Source organism: Streptomyces sp. NPDC059169, assembly GCF_042755225.1.
In the GTDB taxonomy this organism is placed as follows: Bacteria; Actinomycetota; Actinomycetes; order Streptomycetales; family Streptomycetaceae; genus Streptomyces.
On the sequence record NZ_JBHZCF010000002.1, the window covers coordinates 37,407 to 60,011 of the forward strand.

18 protein-coding genes are annotated in these 22,605 nt (G+C 72.0%); 8 read left to right on the plus strand and 10 right to left on the minus strand.

The window, feature by feature from the left end; all coding sequences use genetic code 11:
• Nucleotides 1–49: 49 nt before the first annotated feature.
• On the minus strand, nucleotides 50–805 hold the full coding sequence (locus ACFXOM_RS04070; protein ID WP_385036893.1) for a TetR/AcrR family transcriptional regulator: 756 nt from the start codon (nucleotides 803–805) through the stop codon (nucleotides 50–52).
• A gap of 52 nt (nucleotides 806–857) precedes the next feature.
• On the opposite strand from ACFXOM_RS04070, the gene ACFXOM_RS04075 reads away from it, so the two are divergent.
• On the plus strand, nucleotides 858–1,148 hold the full coding sequence (locus ACFXOM_RS04075; protein WP_384938634.1) for a hypothetical protein: 291 nt from the start codon (nucleotides 858–860) through the stop codon (nucleotides 1,146–1,148).
• A gap of 129 nt (nucleotides 1,149–1,277) precedes the next feature.
• Here the strand turns inward: ACFXOM_RS04075 and ACFXOM_RS04080 are convergent, their stop codons facing one another.
• The 3 genes from ACFXOM_RS04080 to ACFXOM_RS04090 are packed head-to-tail and all read right to left on the minus strand — an operon-like array spanning nucleotide 1,278 to nucleotide 7,241.
• On the minus strand, nucleotides 1,278–3,254 hold the full coding sequence (locus tag ACFXOM_RS04080) for a hypothetical protein (protein ID WP_385036895.1): 1,977 nt from the start codon (nucleotides 3,252–3,254) through the stop codon (nucleotides 1,278–1,280).
• Nucleotides 3,255–3,273: 19 nt separating this feature from the next.
• The gene (locus ACFXOM_RS04085; RefSeq protein ID WP_384938637.1) at nucleotides 3,274–4,074 is read right to left on the minus strand and encodes a tyrosine-protein phosphatase; all 801 of its coding nucleotides are present in this window, start codon (nucleotides 4,072–4,074) and stop codon (nucleotides 3,274–3,276) included.
• Nucleotides 4,071–7,241: an alpha-N-acetylglucosaminidase gene (locus ACFXOM_RS04090; protein WP_385036897.1), complete on the minus strand. Its 3,171-nt coding sequence runs from the start codon at nucleotides 7,239–7,241 to the stop codon at nucleotides 4,071–4,073. The genes ACFXOM_RS04085 and ACFXOM_RS04090 overlap by 4 nt, the downstream gene beginning before the upstream one ends.
• A gap of 103 nt (nucleotides 7,242–7,344) precedes the next feature.
• Here ACFXOM_RS04090 and ACFXOM_RS04095 point away from each other — a divergent pair, with 103 nt between their 5' ends.
• Nucleotides 7,345–7,818 carry a hypothetical protein gene (locus ACFXOM_RS04095; RefSeq protein WP_384938641.1) on the plus strand — a complete coding sequence of 158 codons (474 nt, stop codon included), beginning with the start codon at nucleotides 7,345–7,347 and terminating at the stop codon, nucleotides 7,816–7,818.
• Nucleotides 7,819–7,896: 78 nt separating this feature from the next.
• Here ACFXOM_RS04095 and ACFXOM_RS04100 read toward each other — a convergent pair whose 3' ends face one another.
• Nucleotides 7,897–9,417: a DUF1996 domain-containing protein gene (locus ACFXOM_RS04100; protein ID WP_385036899.1), complete on the minus strand. Its 1,521-nt coding sequence runs from the start codon at nucleotides 9,415–9,417 to the stop codon at nucleotides 7,897–7,899.
• A 299-nt stretch (nucleotides 9,418–9,716) separates the two neighbouring features.
• Nucleotides 9,717–10,721 (minus strand): NAD-dependent epimerase/dehydratase family protein, encoded by a 1,005-nt coding sequence (locus ACFXOM_RS04105; RefSeq protein ID WP_384930343.1) that lies wholly within the window; start codon nucleotides 10,719–10,721, stop codon nucleotides 9,717–9,719.
• Between the two features lie 106 nt (nucleotides 10,722–10,827).
• On the opposite strand from ACFXOM_RS04105, the gene ACFXOM_RS04110 reads away from it, so the two are divergent.
• Nucleotides 10,828–11,655: a hypothetical protein gene (locus tag ACFXOM_RS04110; RefSeq protein ID WP_385036901.1), complete on the plus strand. Its 828-nt coding sequence runs from the start codon at nucleotides 10,828–10,830 to the stop codon at nucleotides 11,653–11,655.
• Nucleotides 11,656–11,705: 50 nt separating this feature from the next.
• Nucleotides 11,706–13,109, plus strand: a complete 1,404-nt coding sequence (locus ACFXOM_RS04115; RefSeq protein WP_385036903.1) for a PepSY-associated TM helix domain-containing protein — start codon at nucleotides 11,706–11,708, stop codon at nucleotides 13,107–13,109.
• 210 nt (nucleotides 13,110–13,319) lie between these two features.
• Here the strand turns inward: ACFXOM_RS04115 and glnII are convergent, their stop codons facing one another.
• The 3 genes from glnII to ACFXOM_RS04130 form a co-directional block, all read right to left on the minus strand.
• On the minus strand, nucleotides 13,320–14,351 hold the full coding sequence (gene glnII, locus ACFXOM_RS04120; protein ID WP_385036905.1) for a glutamine synthetase: 1,032 nt from the start codon (nucleotides 14,349–14,351) through the stop codon (nucleotides 13,320–13,322).
• Between the two features lie 346 nt (nucleotides 14,352–14,697).
• Nucleotides 14,698–15,645, minus strand: coding sequence for a hypothetical protein (locus tag ACFXOM_RS04125; protein ID WP_385036907.1), 948 nt, complete (start codon nucleotides 15,643–15,645; stop codon nucleotides 14,698–14,700).
• Nucleotides 15,646–15,914: 269 nt separating this feature from the next.
• Nucleotides 15,915–16,274, minus strand: a complete 360-nt coding sequence (locus tag ACFXOM_RS04130; RefSeq protein ID WP_384930330.1) for an arsenate reductase family protein — start codon at nucleotides 16,272–16,274, stop codon at nucleotides 15,915–15,917.
• A gap of 120 nt (nucleotides 16,275–16,394) precedes the next feature.
• Here ACFXOM_RS04130 and ACFXOM_RS04135 point away from each other — a divergent pair, with 120 nt between their 5' ends.
• Nucleotides 16,395–16,718, plus strand: a complete 324-nt coding sequence (locus tag ACFXOM_RS04135) for a hypothetical protein (RefSeq protein WP_384930327.1) — start codon at nucleotides 16,395–16,397, stop codon at nucleotides 16,716–16,718.
• 165 nt (nucleotides 16,719–16,883) lie between these two features.
• On the opposite strand, the gene ACFXOM_RS04140 is transcribed toward ACFXOM_RS04135, so the two are convergent.
• Entirely contained in the window at nucleotides 16,884–18,224 is a 1,341-nt protein-coding gene (locus ACFXOM_RS04140) for a DUF1254 domain-containing protein (protein WP_384930324.1), read from the minus strand.
• Between the two features lie 616 nt (nucleotides 18,225–18,840).
• On the opposite strand from ACFXOM_RS04140, the gene ACFXOM_RS04145 reads away from it, so the two are divergent.
• The 3 genes from ACFXOM_RS04145 to ACFXOM_RS04155 all read left to right on the plus strand — a co-directional run bounded on the left by ACFXOM_RS04145 (nucleotide 18,841) and on the right by ACFXOM_RS04155 (nucleotide 22,483).
• Nucleotides 18,841–19,710 (plus strand): arpA protein, encoded by an 870-nt coding sequence (locus tag ACFXOM_RS04145; RefSeq protein ID WP_384930321.1) that lies wholly within the window; start codon nucleotides 18,841–18,843, stop codon nucleotides 19,708–19,710.
• Nucleotides 19,711–19,790: 80 nt separating this feature from the next.
• Entirely contained in the window at nucleotides 19,791–20,657 is an 867-nt protein-coding gene (locus ACFXOM_RS04150) for a class I SAM-dependent methyltransferase (protein WP_384930318.1), read from the plus strand.
• A complete protein-coding gene (locus ACFXOM_RS04155; RefSeq protein ID WP_384930315.1) occupies nucleotides 20,654–22,483 on the plus strand; it encodes a choline/carnitine O-acyltransferase in 1,830 nt (609 codons plus the stop codon). Before ACFXOM_RS04150 ends, ACFXOM_RS04155 begins: the two co-directional genes overlap by 4 nt.
• The last annotated feature ends 122 nt before the right edge of the window (nucleotides 22,484–22,605 follow it).

Sequence of the window (22,605 nt, forward strand, 5' to 3'; positions counted from 1 at the left end):
GGAAGCTTCCCCCCCCCCCTCCCTCCTCTTCTCCTTTTCCCCCCTCTTTTCACTCTTGGGCGGAACTCCCCTTTTTCCTCCCGCCCCGGCCTCCCCCCCGCGGCAGGCTCACCGGCTGTGGTGAGAGCTCCGTGAGTCGCGCCACCAGCGCGCCGAAGGGCCCGTCCGCCGGTTCGTCGCGCAGGATGCGCATCAGTACGCTCGCCATGTGGTCGTCGTGCGTCGCCGGCACCGCCACCAGGGCGGCGAAGTCCCGCACCAGCTGCAACTCCAGCTCGGCACGCGGTATCTCCCTGCCGTCCAGCCAGAGCAGGGCCGTCGACTCGGCCAGTGACACCCAGGAACGGACCACCAGCCGCAGCCGCGGCGGCGGGTCCGTGGCCTCCAGATGGGCCATGATCTGGTCGTACGCCGCCTGTCGCACCTCGTCGATCATGGCGTTGGTCGTCGTCGTCCCCACCGCGGGGCCACCCCTCATGAGGGCGGAGAACCCCGGCCCGTGCTGGTCGACGAAATCGAAGTACCGCCGCATGACGCGCAGCAGACGCCCGCCGAGCGGCCCCTCGTGTCGCTCGAGGAATCGTTTCGCCAGCTCATCGGCGGCCCGGCGCAGCGCTGCCTCGTACAGGCTCTGCTTGCCGGGGAAGTAGTGGTAGACCAGCGGTCGTGAGATCCCTGCGGCGGATGCGACCTCGTCGATGGACACCTCGTCGGGGGAGCGCCGGCTGAACAGGTCCAGCGCCACTCCGATCAGCTGCTGCCTGCGTTCTTCGACGCCCATCCTGCGGCGAACCCCGGTCGTCATGCCAACAGCCTAACCGCCGTTCGTCGAACACCGTCCGATACGCTCCGGGGTCATGACCGCATCCGACCAGGAAACTCCGGTTCCGCAGGGCCTGTCCCCGCGGCAGGCCCGACGGCTCCGGATCGCCGCAGCTTCGGTACTTCTCGTGGCGCTGGCGGTCGTTTTGGCGGTGCGGTTGGCCAGTCGCACGTCCGTGCTCGTCGTCGGGGTGTACGGGCTGGCCATGATCCTGTGCGGAGTCGTCATCGAGCTCAGTCGCCACGGCCGCACCAGGTTGGGTACCTGGCTCCTCGGCGCGGGCCTTGCCGCGGCGCTCGTCGCGGACTGGCTGCTGCTCCCGTGAGCGGGCTCCCGTCACACGCCGAGCACCAGCCGTCCGCCCTGGCAGCGTGAGACGCAGAGCAGCATCGTGTCGCGCGCAGCCGGTACCACGCCGTGCCGCCGCTGCTCCCCGAGCCGAACGGGGGTGAGTTCAGCGCAGCGCGGCGACGGGACTGCCGTCCGGGAGACGGCCGCTCAACTCCGCCTGTGCCCCCGCCTTCGCCGGTACCGCGAGGAGCCGGCCCCGTGCGCTCCCCACCGCGCCGCCGGTCGTGGAGAGCGAGGCGAACTGCCTGGTGCCCGCCGCCAGCACGTACCACCGTCCCGCACGGGACCGCCACAGCACCCCCGCGAGCACCTGCGGAACGCGCGGTCCGCATGCGGGGGAGTCCTCGGCGCGAGCAGCGACCACCCCGGAAGCCGCAGCAGGGCCGCCCGACGAGGGCAGTTGGACCTGGGCGAGCACCTGGCTCCCGGAGCCCCGCCAGGTGTCCGCCCGGGTGCACAGCCAGGCCGCGCTGCCGTCCCCCTCCGGAAGGGCCTGGCGCGCGTACGCCCAAGAGTTGACGGTCCGCACCCCGTGCGAGCGCACCGCCGGGAGCAGGCAGGCCGTGCGTGCCCAGGCCGCCCGGGCCGCCCCGTCGGGTACGTCGACGGGAGCGGACGGCGGACCCCAGGTCAGCCGTGCGGGGACGAGCTCCCCCAGGTCGGCCACCAGACGCCGGGCGCCGCCCTCGTACGCCAGCTCCAGCGCAGCCCAGGAATCGCAGCCACCGGTGGCACCGTCGCTCGGCACCGGGTCCGTCACCCCCTGCGCGTCGCGTCGCAGGGGCCGGGGCGCTCCTGACGGGTCGGCCAGATCGCGCGTCGACAGCCGGCCGACCCACGGAGCGGTCAGGTAGCGGACGCCGCCCCGCCCCCGACCGACGACCAGCGCCCCGGAGGAGGCCGCGTCCGCGCCGTCGACCCGGGCGAGGTCCAGCGCCGCCCCGCGAGCCGTGCCGTCGGAGGGCTCGGCGTACCGGACGATCCGCAGCCCGTCGTGGAACACCACCACGCGGGCCCGGTCCACCCTGCCCGCGAACAGCAGTTGGGGCGCCCCGATCGGCGGGCCCGACGGAGTGCCGGGTGTCGCCGACACCCGGACCCCGCTTTCCGGCCCCGCCCAGACGGAGAGGGCGCGGCGCAACAGCGCAGGGTCCCCGGTGAGCGACCCGCGAGCCGGCCAGACGGTGAAGTCGGTGCGGGTGGAGCTCCGCCAAGCCACCGGGGCGACCCGGCTCAGCCGGGCCGGGTCGAGCGCTGCCGCGGCCACCGGACTACCGGCGTGCCCGGGGGCGACCGCACCGTGCGGGCCCCGGCCGTCACCCGGCAGTACGAACAGCGTGCCGCACACCAGCGCCGCCGCGATCGCCGCCAGCGTCGCCTTGAACCGCATGCGGCGGCGCAGCAGATCCGGGGGGCGCACCCGCAGCGAGCAGGGATCGAACTCGGCGGCGTCCAGCAGCACCGCCGCGTCCCCCGCTCCCGGGGAACGGACACCGTCCGCCTCTGCGAGTGCGCTGTCCGCATCGTCGGCCCCGGCGTCGACGAGGGCCCGCCGTACCTCCCCGTCCGTCAGCCGCTCCAGGCCGCGCAGTACGAAGGCGGCCCTGGCGGGCGCGGACAGCGCCGACAACTGTCGGTCAAGGGCGAGTTCATCGGCTCCGCCGCAGTGCGGGAACAGTCTCAGTCCCCACACCTGCGGCAGTAGCGGCGCCCACCGGAGCCCACCGCGCCACCCCGGGCGCCCGGGGTGGCGCCCCGCCGCCAAGGCCCCCCGCAGCACTCGCCCCAGGAGGTGTGCGTAGACGGCGCCGCCGCCGTGCGGCCGTTGCCTCGCGCGGCCCGGCCCCCGGCCGTCCGTACGGCGCCACAGCGAACGCTGGACCAGGGAGTGCGCCGCCAACACCCGCCGATGGCGCCCCAGTGCCGGGGGCAGGACGAGGTAAGCGATCCGCACGAGACGCGCATAGTGCTCGACGAGCACGGCCTCGGCCTGTTCCACGGCTGCGGTGGTGGTGGGGGCCCCGGCCGGGGCCGAGGCTCGTGCGTGGGGGCTCACGTCCAGCAGAACGACGAAGGCCACCGTATGGTCACCGCGACAACTAGGCCTGCACGCTCAGGCGTTCGCGGAGACGTTCGACCACCTCGTCCGGCACCCCGAGGCCCTCGCGCACATACCGCTCCACATGGCCGTGGAGCCTCGCCATCTCGTCGAACGCCGCCGCCAGGTACTCCGGTGCCACCCCCACCACCGTCAGTGCCAGCTCCGGATCGCCACCCTGCGCGGTGAACCCTTCCACGAGCGGTGCGAACGCCTGGAGCACCGCCGTGTTCACCGACATGTACTCGGCCTCGACGGTCGCCTCGTCCGCCCCCAGCAGGCTCAGCACCACCGAGGCGGCCCAGCCGGTGCGGTCCTTGCCGGCCGTGCAGTGGAAGAGCACCGCCCCCGCGCCGGGCTCGGCCAGCTCGTGCAGGAACGCCCCGTACGCCCGTCGTGCGGACCGCGTCGAAACGAACGCCCGGTAGGTGTCCGCGAACATCGCACGGGCCCGCCCGCCACCCAGCTCCCGCTCGGCGGCCACCGGGTCGCCCAACACCGACCTGAGGCGCGCGGCCGCGGGAAACACGCCCGAGGCGAGGAAGTCGGCGAGCACGTCCGCCACCAGCGACCGGGCACCCGTCGGGAGCCGATCGGGACGCGCCCTGCGCTCGGCTTCCGTGCGGAAGTCCACCACGGTCCGCACGTCCAGCGCGGCGACCGCCGGGTCCGCCGCGGGGTCGAGGCGGTCGAGCTGTCCCGACCGCAGCAGCAGACCGGGCCGGACGACCCGTCCGCCGGAGAGCGGGATGGCGCCGAGGTCGCGCAGGTTGGCGACGGTGGTGGCGGGGACCGCACTCATGACGGGCCCCCTGAGCCGTCCGCCCCGTTCCGGGCGGACGGCTCGTCCACGCGGGCACGCTGCGACGACCACGGGCCTGAGAGCCCGCTGAACTCGGCCGTGCCCCGCACCCCGGAGCCACGGTCCGCCGCCGTCATGAACAGCCCGGCGTCCTGTGCGGCCGCTGCACCCGGCACGTCGACGGTGGCGACCTCCCGCCATGACGCACCGTCGTCCGCGGACAGCGCCCCCGTGAACCTCCTGCCCGTGCGGCTCAGCCGCAGCAGTACCGGCGCCCGCACGCCCGCGGCGGCCCGGCTGGCGTCGAGCCTCCCGTCGCCGTCGGAGTCGTAGGAGAGCACGACGCCGTGCCCCGGAGTGACCGCGAGGTTCACGAAGCCCCGGGAGCCGGGCACGGCCAGGTCGTTGCGCACGACGAGCCCTGCCCGCGCCCAGGGACCGGTCGTCGTCTGGGCGTCCACCCGGGCCGTCAGACCACCGCCCGCGCCCTGTAGCGCCCCGGGACGGTAGACCGCGGCGAACTCCTCGGTCGACCGCCACAGGTCCGCGCCCCCGCCGTGGATGGCGACGCGCTCGCCCAACTGTCCGAAGACGGCCCCGTTGGCGCAGAAGGTGCGCCACCCGCCCTCCAGCGGCCCGCCCAGGAAGAGGTCGTCCCGGAGGACTGCGGTCACCGGCGCCTCGCCCTGCGGGCCGAAGGAGGCTCGCAGTTCGTACGGGAGCGGTTGCAGCGGGGACGCGGGCGGACCCTGTGGTGCCCGGACCGTCCAGCGCACCGACGCCGAGCCAGCCGCCGGGACGGGCGGCAGTGTGCGGGCGGATTGCTTCCCGAGCCCGGTGATCGTCAGCCGGACGGGTCCCGTGGCGCGCAGACCGCTGGTGTTGCGGAAGGCGGCCGTGACCTCCGCGGTGCCGCCCGCCACCAGCACCGCGGGGTCGGAACCCACGGTGACCGCGCCCTGGTACGGCGCACGGCAGAGCACCTCGTACACCCGTTGAGCCGTACGGTACGGGTCGTTCAGCGGCCGCAGCGGATGATCGCCCCGTTCGCGGGTCCACGCCTCCTCGGTCGCGTACCAGTCGAAGGTCCGGGGAGCCCTGCCGAGCGCGAGCGCGTCCTCCAACTCCTCCAGGAACGCCCTCCACTGCGGCAGGTGGACCTCGCCGATCAGCCCCTGCCAGTCGCGGTTGGCGTAGTTCGCGAGCCGCCCCCCGTCCGCGGTTCCCCGGTCCGCCCACGTGGTGACGAGCACGCGGGCGGTGCGTTCCAGTTGCTCCTGCTCGGCACTCGACGAGGCCGCACGTCGCGCCTCGTCCAGCCAAGGGCCGAGCAGGAACGCACGGTGGGCGCAGGCGGTCTCCTCGCTCAACCGCATCAGCCGCAGCCACAGCCGGGACAGGGCGCGCAGCCCCATCGGGTCGCCCCGCCCGTACGCGGCGGCGAGCTGCGGCAGCAACACCCAGGAACGGTTGGCGAGTGCCTGCCGCGCCAGGTCCGTGAGGTCGTGGCGGTACGCGTCGGAGCGCCGCAGCTCCTCCCGCACGCCGAGCAGTGCGGCGAACGCCAGGTCGAGATGCGCCACGTCGTAGGCGGGGGTGTGCGTCGCGTAGTACGCACCGGACGCGGCGGCCAGCGACGGTCGGGCGGCGAAGAGGGAGTCGTGCGGGCGGCCGTCGCGGCTGTCGATCCGGTACACCGAGTCCCGCAGCGCGGCGAAGGCGGTCCGGGCACCGTCGTCCGTCCCCCCGTAGCGCAGGTCGGCGTACTCGGCGAACCACTTCTCGCGGTCCACCGCCTCCTCGCGCCACGCCAGCTCGGAGAAGAGTTCGAGCGCTGCGGGGTCGCGCTCGGCGGCCTCGGGCATGAAGGCCGTGCCGACGAGCGCGGAGCCCGCCTTGTCGCGCCAGGCGACGAACCGTTCGGTCCAGGCGTGGGTCCGTGCGCCGAGCGTGGTCCGCCCGCCGAAGTTGGGGATGGTGCCGAAGGCGTACGGGGCGCCTCCCCAGTCCTGCTCGCGGTCCTCGACGGCCTCCAGGTCGGAGAGACCGTCGACGATGAGCAGGTACTCGGTGTCGAGGGCGTCGAGCAGCGCGCGCCGCGGGTTGTCCTGCCACCCGAGGACCACCCACAGGGCCCCCGGGCGGGCGGTCCGCAGGGCGCGCTCGACGGCCCGGGCTGCGTCCGGCACCGGTACGTCCCCGGCCGAACCGCCCTCGTGCAGCAGGTCCATCTTGACGTGCCGGACCTCGCCGAAGAGGTCCTGCTGGTGCTGGTAGAAGGCGGCCGCGACGCGGGCGAAGGTCCCGGTGCGCGGATCGAGCCAGTCGGGGCGCTCCAGGCCGGCCCACTTGCCCTGCGGGACGGTGCGGGCGCCGGGGTTGCGGTCGGCGAACCCCTTGGGGACCGTTCCGAAGTACCCGGGCAGCACGGGCGACATGCCGAGTTCCCGCAGTCGGTCGACGATCCGGCGGCCCAGGGCGGCACGCCGGGAGAGCAACCCGGGGCTCATCGGGCCGCCGTACCCGCTCATGTTCTGCAGCAGCCACCAGGGTTGGTGGGAAGGGGCGGGCAGCCAGTCGCGGGCCTCGGAGTCGGTGTAGCCGAAGTCCTGCAGGAGGCGGTGGTAGACGGCTTCGTGACCGGTCGTGACGAGCACCTCGTTGCAGCCGTGCAGGGCCAGTACGTCGATGAGCCGCTCCCAGTGCGGCCAGTCGGCGTACGGGGCGGTGTAGCCGTCGTGCGTGTCGTTGCACGCGAACCGGTGAGGCACGGTGGCGGACCGCTCAAGGGGGTCGACGGGAGCGGGCAACCGCCGGGGGAGGTCCAGCTGATTCCCCGACCAGGAGATGTGGGCGCGACACACGTATTTCAGGTACCAGTGCACCCCGGTCAGCAGCACCGCAGGGTTGCTGCCCTCGACGTGGATGCGGCCGGTCGTACCGGATACCCGGAAGCCCTCGGGGCGTTCCGCCGAGCGGATCCGCAGACGGAACTGGGCCGCGTGGTGGGGGAGGAGCAGCCGCCGCAGCGCCGCACGGGCAGCGGCCGTGCCCGGCCCCTCGCCGACGGGTGCTCCCGAGGCTCCCGAGGCGGGTGGGGCGAAGGCCGCACCCACCCCGACGGCCCCGGCGGTGGTCAGCAGCGAACGTCTGGACAGCCCGGCCATCGGCGCTCCTCCGTGGTGCCCAGGTGGCGAAAGGTGCGTGCGGTGCCGCACGTTACCCGGTGTTCCGTAGCGCACCCGGGTGCCGGGCGGGCACGATGGCCGAATGAGTACGGAACGAGCTCGAACCACCCCGATAGCCCTGGCGGCCATCACCCTGACGGCCGTCGCGGCCCTGGCCGCCTGCGGCGCGGATGACGACAAGGCCCCCGACGCACCGCAGGCGGCGACGGGGACCTTGGAGCAGCTGGCGGCGAAGGCCGACTGCAAGCCGAACATCTCCACGAACGCCAAGGAGCTGCGGCAGGCGAACTGTGCCACGAAGGACGGCAAGTACGTCCTGGCCACCTTCGCCACGGACCGTGGTCAGCGCGAGTGGATCAACGAGGCCAACGACTACGGCGGCTCGTTCCTCGTCGGCAGGAAGTGGGTCGCGGTCGGCGACGAGAAGGTGGTGGCAGCGCTGCGCGGCCGGCTCGGTGGCGACGTGGAAACCGGCGCTTCGCATGGCCAGCACTCGGGGAGCAGCGCGGGCAGTGGGGGGAGCGGAGCGGACCATTCGCACGCCGGTCATCACTGAGCGGACCGCGCAGGATCGGGGGAGCGCGAGCGACAACGGGCCCCGGGGTGATCACCCCGGGGCCCGGTGCTCGTCGGCTCAGCGGCACCTACGGCCGGTGTTGATGCAGTTCACCATCTGGTTCATCAGCCTCTGGTCGAAGACGTTGATGAAGTCGCCGTGGTCGGTGATCGGCTTGTGCAGTTGCTCCGGGAAGGAGTCGACCGCGAAGACGCTCGGGTTGTTGCCGCCGAAGGACGGGGGCGGAACGTCGTAGACGATGCGCTGCACCAGCTGCGGAATGGCCTTGAAGCCGTTCGGGCAGCGGCCGTTCTGGTCCGCGAAGGCCACGTGCGTGCGGTGGTTGGCGCTGTCGGTGTTCTGACCGTCCCAGCAGCTCTGGAACTTGAAGCTGCGAACCACCTTGCTGCCCTGCGGACAGATCGGGTACTTGTCCTTCAGCTGGCGGTTCTCGAAGCCGGTGCAGCTCCAGGAGGCGTTGGCGTTCTTGTCGCCGTTGACGAATGCCTTGGCGTCACCGGTGATGATGCGCAGGAACTTCGGCATCGCCGTGACCTTGGAGACCGGGCTTCCCACGAAGTTCAGCGTCACCTGCGACGGCTTCTGGATCTCGCCGACGTTCTTGTCCTTGCCGCCGCCGTCCTCCTGGGCGTCGTCCTCCTCCTGCCCGTTCTGCAGGCGCAGCACGGGCCAGTAGTAGGTCGACTTGTCCTTCTGGTTGCGGCAGGTGGTCTGGCCGGCCGCGAGGTCGTCGTCACTGGCGAAGGCGTCGTTGGCCTGGTTGCCCACGTAGTCGTGCACGTGGTGGGCGCCGTTGCTCACACCGGGCGCGACGATCACGTTGTCCGGGTTGAACTTGCCGTTCTGGTTGGTGCCGCAGTCCGTGGTGAACGTACCGCGCGAGGCGTTGCGGAGCTTGCGGGGGACCTGGACGTTGGGCCGTACGGACCGGATGTCGACGAAGTCGCCCTGGTCGGGCCCGTTACCGGCCTGACCCGGTGCCTGGTCCTGTCCCTGGTTCTGATCCTGACCTTGTCCCTGGTCCTGTCCTTGGTTCTGGTTCTGGTTCTGGTTCTGGCCCTGATTCTGGTTCTGTCCTTGGTTCTGACCGTTCCCCGTCTGGTTGTTGTCATCGCCGCGCAGCGTGCAGGACGCCATCTTCTCCAGCCCCTGCGGCTTGGGAGCCTGGCGTTGGATCAGTGTGACGATCCGTTGGATGATCACCAGGCGCTCGTTCCGCAGCGGGGTGAGGATGTGCCGCTGACCCCAGGCGGGATCATTCCGGATCCGTACCCTGTTCACGGCGAACCGCTGGTAGGCGACGGTGATCTGGGTGTCCAGTGTGGCGAGTTCACGGTCGACGGAACTGCGCTGCTGCCTGGGCACCACGGAGATCGACTGGCCGACGTCCGGGCAGTCGATGGTGGACACCGGCTGGCCGGCTGCCTGGGTCTGGGCAGGACGCTGGCCGGTCCAGCCTTCGCCCGCGGATGCGTAGAAGTTTGCCGCTACCAGCCCACCCCCGCCCAGCATCAGGGCAGCAGAGGCGACGATCGCCCGGTTTGCCAGTGTCGAGCGTTTTCTTGTTGTGCGTCCCATGGAACTCCAATCCCAGGGTGGGGAGAAGCGCGTCGTTCCATACGGACGCCGCTCACGGCTCGTTCACAAGGAGCGGGAATTCGTAGAAATCTCCAGCCGCAAACCGGACGCACCCCGCGACACCGCGCGAGACCACCAAGTCCCGTGAGATCAACCGACTTTCCGGTCGGCACTGGTCGACCGACGGGCGATCGGCCACAGGTCGCGCCCCCATCCGGGAGCCGCGGGCCACCCACCGTCCGGCGCAGCCCCTGGGATTTGCCCCCGGCTCACGAGCCCCAAACCTCGGGCCCACCACATCACTTTGCTCGTCCGGCCGCCCGGAGCAGAGCGGCGTCCTTCTCCGGGGGCAGACCTGCAAAGCTGCGGACCGCTCGCAGCGGGAGCTCGCCGTCCAGGGAACGCACCCAGGCCCAGGTGTCCGCGACGGTCTCCGCGGTCGGCCGGCACCGCAGGCCCGCCGCCAGGGCGCGGGAGACGTCGGCGCCGTGCATGGCGTCGTACGCCTCGCCCCGCGGGATCCAGATCGGCACTTCCGTCCACGGTTCGACGCCGGCCCCGGCGACCTTCTCCTCGCTCAGCCAGCACAACTCGGCGTCCGCGCCGGTCACCCGCACGCACGCTTCGAGCAGTTCGCCCATGGTGGTGTGCCCGGTCGGGCACACCAGGTTGTAGGGGCCCGAGAGCCCGTCCACCGCTGCGCTGAGGGTCCACTCGGCGAGGTCGCGAACGTCGACGTACTGCACCGGCAGGTCCCGCGGGCCGGGTGCCGGCACCGGACCGCCACGGGCCACCCGGTTCAGCCACCACGGCAGCCTGCCGACGTTCTCCCACGGTCCGACGATCAAACCCGCCCGCACCAGCAGCGAGCGGTCGGCGCCGAACGCCTCCACGGCCGCCAGCTCACCGCCACGCTTGTCCCTGGCGTAGTCGGAGGACCCGGCACCGGCCCCCGCGCCCTCCACCAGCGGACCGTCCTCGGCGAGCCCGGCCGCCGCCGGCCAGGCGTAGACCGAGCGGCTCGACACGTACACGAACCGCCCCGCACGCCCCGCCAGCAGCCGTGCCGCTTCGAGCACGGCGGACGGCGCACCCGACCAGGTGTCGACCACCACGTCCCACTCGCCCTCGCCAAGTGCCGCCAATCCCCCCGGGGCGAGGCGGTCTCCGTGCAGGACCCGCACCCCGTCCGGAGCCTCGTGCCTGCCCCGGTGGAACACCGTCACGTCCCAGCCCCGCACAAGTGCGGCCAGGGTGAACGCCCGGCCGACGAATTCCGTACCACCCAGCATCAGAAGCCTCATGCGCCGATCCTGCCCGCGGAGAAGCCATGACCAGTAAGCATTCCGCTGCCAGGAGAATCGTTCCGTGTCACCCGCCTGCCGGACCCGTCCGTCGGAATGGCGCCAGGTGAGAGCCGTCTCAGATGCCCGGTCGCCGGTCCGCGCGCTGCGTGCCGTGCTCTTCGCGGCCGTGTGCGTCACGCTGGCCGCGGTCGGTCACGCGATGACGGCCGGGCACGACCTCCCCCTCGGCGCTCTGCTGCTCGCCTTCGCGGTGACGGCACCCGCCGCCTGGCTCGCGGGTGCCCGCCGTCGGGGTGCGTTCGCCATCGGAGCGGTACTGCTCGGTGTGCAGGGCGCCCTCCATCTGATCTTCGCCGTCTCCGGGACGCACGGGGGAGCCGTCGGCGGCCACCACGGTGCTGGTGGGGCACGCACCGGCGCGCCCGACCCCACGGACATGACGCCCATGGCCGGCGACACCGTGGGCGCGGGCACCATGGCGGCCGACTCCGTGTCCCAGGCCACCAGTGCCACCCCGGCACTGGCCGCCGAAGTCCCCACAGGGGCGGGATTCGTGGACCACCACCCCATGGGCGGGCTCCTCCCGTCCGCCGACACGATGACCGGCGAGGCGACGCACCACCTCACGCAGTTCGCCGCCGGTCCCGGCGGCATGCTCGCCGTCCACCTCCTCGTCGCGCTGGTCTGCGCGCTCTGGCTCGCCCGCGGCGAAGCCGCCTTCTTCCGGCTCGCCCGCACGATCGGCACCCTCGCCCTCGCACCGCTGCGCCTGCTGCTCGCGGTCACCACCGTGCCCGAACTCCCCCAGCAGGTACGCCCGATCCGCCGCACCCGCCCCCTCCACGGGGTCGTCCTCGCGCACTCCGTCTCCCGGCGCGGCCCGCCCCTCGGACCCGTCATCCGCACCACGGTCCCCGGAGCATTCGCCTGACACCACGGGGGCCGCACTCCCCCATGTCAACGCCGACTCCTAGGAACACCATGGCCATTGACGACCCGGTAAAGGGCATCGAAGAAGCTCCCGCGGCGCCGACCGCCGAAACACCCCGCTCCACCTGGAGCGCGCTGCGTCCGCTCCTGCTGCGCATCCACTTCTACGCGGGCGTCCTCGTCGCTCCGGTGCTGCTCGTCGCCGCCGTCACCGGACTCCTGTACTCCCTTTCCTTCCAGGCCGAGAAGTACGTCTACAGCCACGAGTTGACGACGGAGGTGGGCGACCGGACGTTGCCGCTCGCCGCCCAGGTCGCCGCTGCCCGCACGGCGCACCCCGAGGGCACCGTGACCGCGGTGCTCCCGTCCGCCGAGGCCGGGGCCACCACCCGGGTCCTGATGAGCAGCCCGGAAGTGGAGGAGGGCACGTCCCTCGCCGTCTTCGTCGACCCCTACACCGGTCGGGTGCGCGGAGAGCTGGCCGACTCCTTCGGCGCACTTCCCCTGCGAGCCTGGCTCAGTGGGCTCCACTCGAACCTCCACCTGGGCGAGGCCGGGCGCATCTACAGCGAGCTCGCGGCCAGTTGGCTCTGGGTGGTGGCGCTCGGCGGGGTGCTGCTGTGGATCGGCCGCAAGCGCGCCTCGAAGCGCGCCCTGCTCGTCCCCGCGCGGGGTGCGCAGGGCCGCCGCCGCACCCTGTCCTGGCACGGCTCGGTCGGGCTGTGGGCCGTGGCCGGTCTCGTCGCACTGTCGGCGACGGGATTGACCTGGTCCGCCTACGCGGGCGAGCACATCGGAACGGTCCAGGACCGCCTGGGCGGTGCCACCCCGACCGTCTCCGCAGCCCTGCGCGCCGGTGGCGGTGACGGGCACGAGGGTGACGCCCACCAGGGCCCGGACGTCGGTATCGACGAGGCCGTCGAGGCGGCCGCGGCCCGGGGCGTGGAGGGAGCGGTCTCCGTCACCCTGCCGTCCGACGGCAACGGGTACGTCGTCAAGGAGACGGACCGGCAGTTCCCCGTCCACCTCGACTCGGTGGCGATCGACCCGTCCGACGGCACGGTCGTCGACGAGCTCCGGTTCGACGACTACCCGCTGCTCGCCAAGCTGACCCGGATAGGCATCGACGCACACATGGGCACCTACCTCGGCCTTGCCAACCAGCTCGCGCTCGCGGCCCTCGCCCTCGCCCTGATCATGCTCATCGTCTGGGGCTACCGCATGTGGTGGCTGCGCCGGCCGACGAAGTCCCGCACGTTCGGCGTGGGTCGGCCGATGCCGCGCGGCGCCTGGCGCAGGGTGCCGCTCCCCGTGCTGCTCCCGCTCGCCGCGGTGACCGCCCTGGTGGGCTGGTTCGTGCCGCTGCTCGGCATCAGTCTGGCGGCGTTCCTCGTCCTCGACGTCGTGCTGGGCCTCGTCGCCCGCAGTCGGGCGGGAGCCGGTGCGGGGGCCTGACCGGCCGGTTCCGGTTCCGGTTCCAGTTCCGACGAGCCGTACCGCTCGTCGGAACCGGGACCCGGAGCCCCCGTCACGGGGCGTCCTCGCGGCCGGCCCGCCGTACGGTCCGGATCGTGCGGCGTCGCTCGACAGCCAGTTTGCAGCGCAAGGGGGCGCCCGCCGACTCCGCGAGTCCGGCGGGCGCCCCCTTCCACGAGGACGGACGGATCAGACCTGGCCGGCCTTCTCCAGCGCGCTGCAGCAGGTGTCCACGAGCAGTCGCGTCACCACGTACGGGTCGACGTTCGCGTTCGGGCGGCGGTCCTCGATGTAGCCCTTGCCGTCCTTCTCGACCTGCCACGGGATCCGGACCGAGGCCCCGCGGTCCGACACGCCGTAGCTGTACTCGTTCCACGGGGCGGTCTCGTGCAGACCGGTCAGGCGGTCGTCGATGCCGGCGCCGTAGTTCTTCACGTGGTCCATCGGCTTGGACCCCTCGCCCAGTGACTCGCACGCGGTGATGATCGCGGCGTAGTCGTCGCGCATCGCCTTCGTGGAGAAGTTGGTGTGCGCACCCGCACCGTTCCAGTCGCCCTTCACCGGCTTCGGGTCGAGGGTGGCGGAGACGTTGAAGTCCTCGGCGGTGCGGTAGAGCAGCCAGCGGGCGACCCACAGCTGGTCCGCGACCTCCAGCGGAGCCAGCGGGCCGACCTGGAACTCCCACTGGCCGGGCATGACCTCGGCGTTGATGCCGGAGATGCCCAGCCCCGCCTTGAGGCAGTTCTCCAGGTGGGCCTCGACGACGTCGCGGCCGTGGATCTCGTCGACGCCGACACCGCAGTAGTAGCCACCCTGCGGGGCGGGGAAGCCGCCGACCGGGAAGCCGAGCGGGCGGTCGCCCTCGAAGAAGGTGTACTCCTGCTCGATGCCGAAGATCGGCTCCTGGGCCGCGAAGCGCCCGGCCACCTCGACCAGCTGCGCACGGGTGTTGGACGGGTGCGGCGTCATGTCCGTGTTCAGGACTTCGCACAGCACCAGGACGTGGTCCCCGCCGCGGATCGGGTCGGGACAGGAGAAGACCGGCTTCAGTACGCAGTCGGAGGCGTGGCCCTCGGCCTGGTTGGTGCTGGACCCGTCGAAGCCCCAGATGGGCAGCTCGTCGACAGCCGCGGCCGGGCCGCCCAGGATCTTCGTCTTGGAGCGGAGCTTCGCGGTCGGCTCGGTGCCGTCGATCCAGATGTACTCAGCCTTGATGGTCACGGGCCCTCATCCTTTGCGGGTGCAGCGGGTATGGCCGCAGCTTCGCAACACGGGATTTCCCGTCCATTGCCCGATGGTGAACCCCGTGTTACTCGCGGCGTCCTCCTGCGTCGCGGCACATGCGGTGGTTGCCCGCGTCCCGGCCGGGCGGTTGAGCGCCCGCGGGTCGCGCCCCGACGGCGGACGGCCCGGCGCCCGGCCCGGGGCGCCGGGCGCGCCGGTGTATACGGGGGGGGCGCCCATGCGTGCGACGCACGGCTCGGGCTGCGCATCACCCGGATCCTGGCGGCTGCGGAGGAGCGGCTGGGCTGGGGAGGCGCCGCTCCTCCACCGCCGGGCGGGACAGTCAGCCGACGCGCTCGATGCGTGCCTTGCGGATCAGGAACTTTCCGGGTTCGCGGACCTGCTCGAAGGCCGCGTTGTTGAGCAGTGCGCAGCTGCCGGAGGTGGAGGTGACCTCGACGGTGGTGGACTTGTTGTTGTCGAGGTTGGTGACCTTGAGTTTGGTGCCGATCGGGAACTGGCCGCTGGAGGCTGCCGGCGCGCCGCCCTCGCCGGAGAGGGTCACGGTCGAGCCCTTGCAGACGACTTCACCCACGGCACCCTGGTCGTCCGCGTTCCCGGCGTCGTCCGCGGGCGGCTGCTCCGTGGCCGGCGGCTGGTTCGCCTGGTTGCCGCCGCCCGCGCCCCCGCCGAGACGCTCGATGCGAACCTGACGGATCACGTTCTTTCCGGGTTCGCGGACCTGCTCGAAGGCCGCGGCGTTCAGCAGTGCGCAGCTGCCGGATGTGGAGGTGACCTCGACGGTGGTCGTCTTGTTGTTGTCGAGGTTGGTGACCTTGAGTTTGGTGCCGATCGGGAACTGGCCGCTGGAGGCCGCCGGCGCGCCGCCCTCGCCGGAGAAGGTGAGGTTCTGACCGGCGCAGACGACCTCGCCGGTCGCGTCCGCGGCGGCGGCCCCTCCGCCGGCTGCCTGGTCCTGTCCGGCTTGCGGCTGGGCGGGAGCCGCTGCCTGGCCGCCGCCGGCCTCGCAGCCGGCCGCCTCCTGCTGGACCTTGATCTGCTTGATCACGGCTTCGCGGTTGGCGATGCGTGCGGCCGACTGGGCGTCGGGATTGGCCCGTTGGGCGGCGATGAAGTTCTCGTTGTTGCGGATCGCCTGGGCGAACCCGTCGCAGGCCACCGACGCTTGACTTGTCCCGGTCATGACAACAGCAGTGCCGCCGGCCAGCGCTGCAGCACCGACGAGCAGGGCGATCTTCTTCTTACCGCTGAGGGTCTTCTTGCGCGACACGTAAGGGCTCCTGTCCCCGGCCGTGAACGGCGGCCGGATGGTTCCGTGTTGCCGTTACGTACGGGTAGGTCGAAGGTGCCGCTCAACCGTTTCGCGGTCATTTCCTTAACTGAAGATTAAGTTTTCGCAGGTGGGCGCGGGGGTGGGAGTCCGGGAAGATCCCCCGGCGCACACACCCCGCTGCGCAGCGGGGCCGGATCGGGGCCCCAACCGGCACAGGGGGACCGGGCCGGGACCGTGCCCGGAACCCTGCACCGCGCCCGGTCGGGTCAGCGGCCCAGTGCGTCCCGCACGGCGTCCTCCGTCCGTGCCACCACCGCGGTGCCGTCCTCCGCCGTGATGATCGGACGCTGGATCAGCTTCGGATGCTCGGAGAGGGCCGCGATCCACCGCTCCCGCGAAGCCCCGTCGCGCGGCCAGTCCTTCACGCCCAGCTCCTTCGCCGCCGCCTCCTGGGTCCGCGTGATGTCCCACGGCTCCAGACCGAGCCGCCCGAGCACCTCGCGGATCTCGTCCTGCGTCGGGACGTCCTCCAGGTAGCGGCGCACCGTGTACGACGCGCCTTCCTCGTCGAGCAGGTGGAGCGCGCTGCGGCACTTCGAGCACGCGGGGTTGATCCAGATCTCCATCCCGCCACCGTACCCCCGTGCGGCGCCCGAACGGCCTTTGGCCTGCGGGGATTGTCAGTGGCGGACAGTAAAATCGAACTAGTTCGTGAGGGTCCAACCACCGCGCCCTGGAGGTCGCCGATGGCCGTTGCCGCAGTCTCGACGAAACGGAAGCCCACGACCGCGAAGCGTCGCGAACCGGCGGAGAAGCCGCCCGCGCGGGCATCGCTGGCGCCACTGCCGAAGCGACCGCTGCCCGCGGGACTGCCCCGCGAGTGGTACGAGTCGCACAACCGACGGCTCAAGGCCATGCGCCTTGCCATCGCCCTGCTCGACACGGGCGTCTACCACCCGGCGAACGCCAGCAACCGCCGGATACGCACCACCGCCGCGCGCATCGGGATCCACGCGCCGTCCGACACGACGTGCCGGATGGTGCGCTCGCTGATCCTCCCCACCGACTGAGCGGGCGCGACCGCCGATCCGCCCGTCCGACCGCGGCGACCCGCCGGTCGGACGGGCCTCCGCGCCGCGCCCGGGCCGCTTGGTCGAACCGTCTGCGCGCGCCCTCGTTGCCGGAGCCGACGCGTCGCTGCGGCCCGCCCCGCGGTGGCTGCCGGGGCGCCCGGGTCAGCCGGTGACGCGTTCGATCCGCGGCAACCGGTACGTCCCGTACAGCACCTCGGGTCCGGGGACGTAGAGCCTGGCCACGGGCCTGAAATCCCCAGGCGGAGAGGGCAGCCAGTTCGCCGCCCGGTCCGGGTCCCGGGGCCGCTCGCGCTGGATCCACAGGGTGAGGGAACCGTCGTCGGCGCGGACCAGCCCGGGCGTGCGGCTGCCGATCGCGTACCGCTCGATCTCATTGGGGACGAGGTAGTGGTCAGGGGCGTCGTACATGGTCACGGACCAGAACGCCTCGACGGGCGGCGGGTGTGCGAAACGGAGTGCGTACGCCTTCGCCCCGTTGAGCCGTTCGCCCCCGCTGTCCGTGAACGCCTGCCCGTACGCGATCTCGTAGCCGTGGGCCCCCCGGGGCGCGGTGCGCGTGGCCACGGCCCGTACGAGGTACGACTCCTCACGGTCCTCGATCCTCCAGCGGGGCGCGTCGTGTGTGCCGACGCCGAAGTGGTCCAGGTTGTAGTCGAAGGCGTGGGGGTCCATCGCCCACTCCCCGGGAGGGGCCTCGCCTGCCCGTCGGGCCGCTTCCTCCACCCGGGCCCGCCCCTCGATGAATCCGTCCCGCAACGTCCTCGTGAGGCCCGGGTCCGGTGAGACGTACGGGGACGGCCCCTCCTCCAGTAGCCCGAGCGGCTGGAACCGCTCCTGGTAGGCGGCGTCCGCGGCCGGCGGCGGGAAGTCCGCCATCCACACCCGGAGCTTCTCGAAGAAGCCGAGGGTCTCCGCCACCCCCGGTTCCGGCGCGGGCAGTCCGGTCGGATGCGTCGTGCCGTCGAGCGGTTCCACCCCGAGCTGGTCCTGCAAGGCCCTGACCCGCGGCAGGTCCTCCGGCCCGTCGGTCGCGTACCGCCCCACCACCGACACCACGGCGGTCGGGGCGTCGATGACCCCGCGGACCCCTTCGGGTTCGGCGCCCGCCCATCCGGGCGGTGCGACCAGCCACCGGCCTCCTGCGGTGCCGGTGGCGCGGGTGCCGACGTAGGCGAAGGTGTTGGTCCACGCATCCGTGAACTGCAGCACGTGGTACGCCCCGCCCCCGTACGGCGCGTGCAGCACCAGCGGTCCGCCGGACAGGTCGAGTTGCGCCACCGAGTACACGGTGTCGTTGTTGACCGACACCACGGTGTCGTGGTGGTCGGCGAGTTTCCGTGCGTGAGCGAAGGCGTTGAACGGTGCGGGCGGCAGTGTGCCGACGCCTTTGCGCACAAAGGCTCCTGCCATCGTCAGGTGGTACACCAGCGGATAGCCGTACACATACGCCTCGGCGGCCAGCGAACTCGTCACATCGGCCATCGAGCAGGCCCTCCGGACGGGGCATCATGCCCCCTATGAGCGATTGATCCGGAATGGGAGTCTAGGGTGTCGTCGTCCGCACCGCCGGGTGCACGCCGCCGGGAGTCCCGGGGATCCGCCCGTGAGGCAGAGGGGGCGTGAGCGGAAGGGGCGCGCGCGGGAAGCCGCCCTCCCCGAGGCCGAAGTGGTCCCGCCGTTGGTCCGGCCGTCAGGTGGTCCATCGGGCAGTCGGGCGGCCGGCCGCTGCGTCGCGTCGCGCCCCTGGTGACCGGTCCGGCGGGTTCGAACGCCACCGTCAGGGCCGGGACCGCCGTCGACGATCGACCACGCGGTGTTCGACCACGCGGTGTTCGACCACGAGAGTGGGCACGTGCGCGCCGTCAAGCCTGCGGCACACCGCCATCTGTCCGCGGGCAGTGCGGCGTGTCACAGACAAGTGGACGGCACTGTGGCAGCTTCAACTGTGCAACTCCGCTGTGGAGTTGCGGAGGAGCTGACGGTGATCACCGGACGGCTCGCGGGCCGCCGGCCGCCGGTGCGTGGGGGCGTCGGAGCACAACCGCGAGCCGCCGGGCACCCGGCTCGGGACGGTCTGCCCCGACGTGGAGAGGATCGAATGAGCACTCTGGAAGCGATGTCCTTGCACCAGGTGGTCGACACGGCCCGGTACCCCTTGGCGGATCCCGGTGGTCCCGCATGGCACGAGGTGATCGCGCGAGCCAGGCGCGAGCTGGACGCACTCGGCTGCACCGTGCTGCCTGACTTCATCCGTCCGTCACTGCGCGACGTCCTGCGTCAGGAGTGCTCGGCCATCGCGCCCCGGGCCCACCACGACGTCGAAACGGTCAACGTCTACAACATCGCACTCGACACGGACCTCCCGGAGGGCCATCCCGGCCGCAGGACCTTCCAGCGAGGCAACGCCTTCGTCGCCAGGGACCGGATCCCCTCGAACTCCCTCGTCTCCCGGCTCTACGCGCACCAGGCGTTCCAGCAGTTCATCGCCCACTGCTTCGGGCTGCCGCACCTGCACGAACTCGCCGATCCGCTGTCCGGGCTGGTTCTCAACGTCGTCGCACCGGGCATGGAACACCCTTGGCACTTCGACACCAACGAGTTCACCGTCAGCATGCTCACCCAGGAGGCCGAAGCCGGTGGCACGTTCGAGTACTGCCCCAACATCCGGAGCGCGCACGACGAGAGGCTCGACGACGTCCGCGACGTCCTGGACGGCCGCGGCGAGCAGATGATCCGCCGCCTGCCCCTGCAGCCCGGCGACCTGCAGCTGTTCAAGGGACGCTATGCGCTGCACCGGGTCAGCCCGGTCCGTGGCGGTCTCGCGCGCCACTCCGCGATATTCGCCTACAGCGAGCGTTCCGGTGTCATCGGGAGCGTGGCACGGACCCGGCAACTCTTCGGCCGGGTACTGCCCGAGCACCTGGAGGCCGAGGGCAGAGCCGTCCGGGGCGACCGGCTGTTGGACTGAGGCCCCCGCGGCGGCGAGTGCACCCGTGTCCCGGGCGAAGGCCGTGCCCCCACCCAGCGATCCACGGAGGAGCGAACCCTGTGCGATTCGACGCGACCGGAAAGGTCACCCTCGACCACATCTACACCCAGCCCGACCCCCGGAGCTACTTCCGCGTGCTGCGCCCCCTGGGCTACGGCATTCCGCAGCACGCGAAGCCCCATTTCGCCAAGTTCATCGACGAGTACCGGGAATCGCGGAACGTCGCCGTGCCGAACGTGCTCGACATCGGCTGCTCGTACGGGATCAACGCCGCCCTGCTGAAGCACGACGCGACGATGGACGAGCTGTACGCGCGCTACTGCGGCGACGGCACGGACAGCGCGTCCGGCCGGGACGACACCCGCACCCGTGAGGCACTCCTGGCCCGGGACCGGGAGCTGTCCCGGTCCCGCAGACCCGCCCGGGAGCTGCGGTTCATCGGCCTGGACACCTCCGCCGACGCGTTGGCCTACGCCCGGGAGGCCGGCTTCCTCGACGATGCGGTACACGCCGACCTGGAGGAACGCGACCCCACACCGGGGCAGCGGGCCCGGCTGGCGGGGGTGGACCTGGTGATCTCGACCGGCTGTCTCGGCTACGTCACCGAGCGGACCCTGGAACGGGTGGTCGCGGCGCAGGGCGGCCGGCGTCCCTGGATGGCGCACTTCGTGCTCCGGATGTTCCCGTTCGACACCGTCGAGAACGCCCTGACCGAACTGGGCTACCGGACCGTCCGCGTCGAAGAGGTCTTCAGGCAGCGGCGGTTCGCCTCGCGACAGGAGCAGGAGCTCGTGCTCGACGGCATGTCGTCCGCGGGAGTGGATCCGCGGGGCCTGGAGGCGGAAGGCTGGCTCCACGCAGAGCTCCACCTGTCCCGTCCCCACGGGACGTCCGATTCCAACGACACGAATCGAGAGCAGAATTGAACACCAGTCAGGGAGCCGCGGGCGCGCAGACCTTCTCCCTCGAGGAGAGCCTGCCGCGCGTGCCGCTGCCTTCGCTCGACGCCAGCTGTGAGAGGTTCCTCTCCTGGTGCGCGCCGCTGCTCACCCCCGACGAGCGGGCGGAGACGGAAGCAGCCGTCGCCGCCTTCCGCCGGCCCGGCGGCCCCGGCCGGGTGTTGCACGCCGCGCTGGAGGCGTACGACGCCACCGACGGCGTCCACAGCTGGCTCGACACCTTCTGGCCGTACCGCTACCTCGGCCGCCGGGACCGGATCGCCCTCAACGCCAACTTCTTCTTCCTGTTCCGGGACTCGGGCCGGACACAGGTGGAGAGGGCGGCCGGGCTCATCGCCGGGGCCCTCGACTACAAGCGGCAGCTCGACCAGGAACTCATCCCGCCTGTGGTGCTGCGCGGACAAGCCCAGTCCATGGTGCAGAACAAGTACCTGTTCTCCACCACCCGCATCCCCGGCATCCCGCAGGACACCGTCCGCGCCCCCTACGGCGAGGGTTCTCCCGGACCGTCCCGGGCACGACACGTCGTGGTGTTCCACCGGGGCAACGCGTTCCGGATGGACGTCCTCGGCGCGGACGGGGCACCGCACGACCTGGACGACCTCGAAGCGGGGTTGCGAGCCGTGATGAAGGCGGGCGCCGAACCGGCCGCCCCCGACACCCCGGTCGGCCACCTCACCACCATGGCCCGCGCGGACTGGGCCGCTGCGCGACGGTCCCTGCTCGCCCGCGACCCCCGCAACGCGCGGGCACTGGACGACGTCGAGACGGCGCTGTTCTGCGTGTGCCTGGAGGACTTCGCGCCCGAGGACACCCAGGAGGCCTGCGACGAACTGCTGTACGGCGACCGCGGAAACCGCTGGTTCGACAAGGCCGTCTCACTGATCGTCTTCGCGGACGGCCGGGCGGGCATCAACGTCGAGCACTGCGAGCTGGACGGCACCACCATCCTCAGCTTCACCGATGCCCTGCTCAGCACGCCCGCCGAGGAACAGTCCCGCCGTTCCGGCGCCCGTTCCCAGGGGCTGCCCGCGGTGGAACCGATCACCTTCGCACTCGACGACGCCCTGCGCGCCCAGGTGCGCTCCGCCGCCGACGCGTTCGCCGCCTACGGCGAGGCCACCGCGACCCGGTCGCTGACGTTCACCGACTTCGGCAGCAACACGGCCAAGGCACGAGGGATGTCACCCGACGCGTTCGTCCAGGCCGCCTACCAACTGGCCCACCAGCGCGCCAAGGGACTGCTCGGCGCCACGTACGAGTCGATCGCCACCCGCCAGTACCGGCACGGTCGGACCGAGGCCATGCGGGTCGTCACCCCCGCGATGCTCGACTTCGTCGCGGCGATGGACGACCCCGCGGCGGACGAGGCGACCCGACGGGCCGCCTTCCGGACCGCCGCGGAGCACCACGTGGCGCGGGCGAAGGAATGCCAGGCCGGGCAGGCGCCCGAACAGCACCTCTGGGAACTGGAGCTGATCCAGCGGCGACGCGGGGCCGAGCTCGGGCTGACGGAGCAGCCCGCCCTGTACCGGACGCCCGGCTGGCTCACCCTGCGGGACGACTACCTGAGCACCAGCTCGGCGCCTTCGGAGAACATCCAGTACTTCGGCTTCGGCTCGACCAGCACCCGCTGCATCGGGGTGGCCTACGTGCTGCTGCCCGAGCGGTTCAACGTCTACCTGAGCACGCCGGCGGCGGTCGCCGACCAGATGCGGACCTTCGCCGACCGGCTGCGCGAGGCCGTCGCGGAACTGCGCGATCTGCTGACCGCCGACGAAGCCGGGCACTGAGCCCTTCCCTGGTGGCGGGGGGGGGCCCCCCCCCGGGGGGGGGAACACCGGAACCCCAAAAAAAGGGGAGGACCCCGGAGGAACCATCCTTCTCTCCGTTGGGGGCTGGAGGGCCGAACAAC

What these genes read in the sequence shown, in the direction of transcription:
- ACFXOM_RS04075 (WP_384938634.1), top strand. Translation starts at nt 858, where the DNA reads ATGACCGCATCCGACCAGGAAACTCCGGTTCCGCAGGGCCTGTCCCCG.
- ACFXOM_RS04095 (WP_384938641.1), top strand. Translation starts at nt 7,345, where the DNA reads ATGAGTACGGAACGAGCTCGAACCACCCCGATAGCCCTGGCGGCCATC.
- ACFXOM_RS04145 (WP_384930321.1), top strand. Translation starts at nt 18,841, where the DNA reads ATGAGCACTCTGGAAGCGATGTCCTTGCACCAGGTGGTCGACACGGCC.
- ACFXOM_RS04070 (WP_385036893.1), bottom strand. Translation starts at nt 805, where the DNA reads ATGACGACCGGGGTTCGCCGCAGGATGGGCGTCGAAGAACGCAGGCAG.
- ACFXOM_RS04100 (WP_385036899.1), bottom strand. Translation starts at nt 9,417, where the DNA reads ATGGGACGCACAACAAGAAAACGCTCGACACTGGCAAACCGGGCGATC.
- ACFXOM_RS04115 (WP_385036903.1), top strand. Translation starts at nt 11,706, where the DNA reads ATGGCCATTGACGACCCGGTAAAGGGCATCGAAGAAGCTCCCGCGGCG.
- ACFXOM_RS04105 (WP_384930343.1), bottom strand. Translation starts at nt 10,721, where the DNA reads ATGAGGCTTCTGATGCTGGGTGGTACGGAATTCGTCGGCCGGGCGTTC.
- ACFXOM_RS04085 (WP_384938637.1), bottom strand. Translation starts at nt 4,074, where the DNA reads ATGAGTGCGGTCCCCGCCACCACCGTCGCCAACCTGCGCGACCTCGGC.
- ACFXOM_RS04135 (WP_384930327.1), top strand. Translation starts at nt 16,395, where the DNA reads ATGGCCGTTGCCGCAGTCTCGACGAAACGGAAGCCCACGACCGCGAAG.
- ACFXOM_RS04140 (WP_384930324.1), bottom strand. Translation starts at nt 18,224, where the DNA reads ATGGCCGATGTGACGAGTTCGCTGGCCGCCGAGGCGTATGTGTACGGC.
- ACFXOM_RS04090 (WP_385036897.1), bottom strand. Translation starts at nt 7,241, where the DNA reads ATGGCCGGGCTGTCCAGACGTTCGCTGCTGACCACCGCCGGGGCCGTC.
- ACFXOM_RS04130 (WP_384930330.1), bottom strand. Translation starts at nt 16,274, where the DNA reads ATGGAGATCTGGATCAACCCCGCGTGCTCGAAGTGCCGCAGCGCGCTC.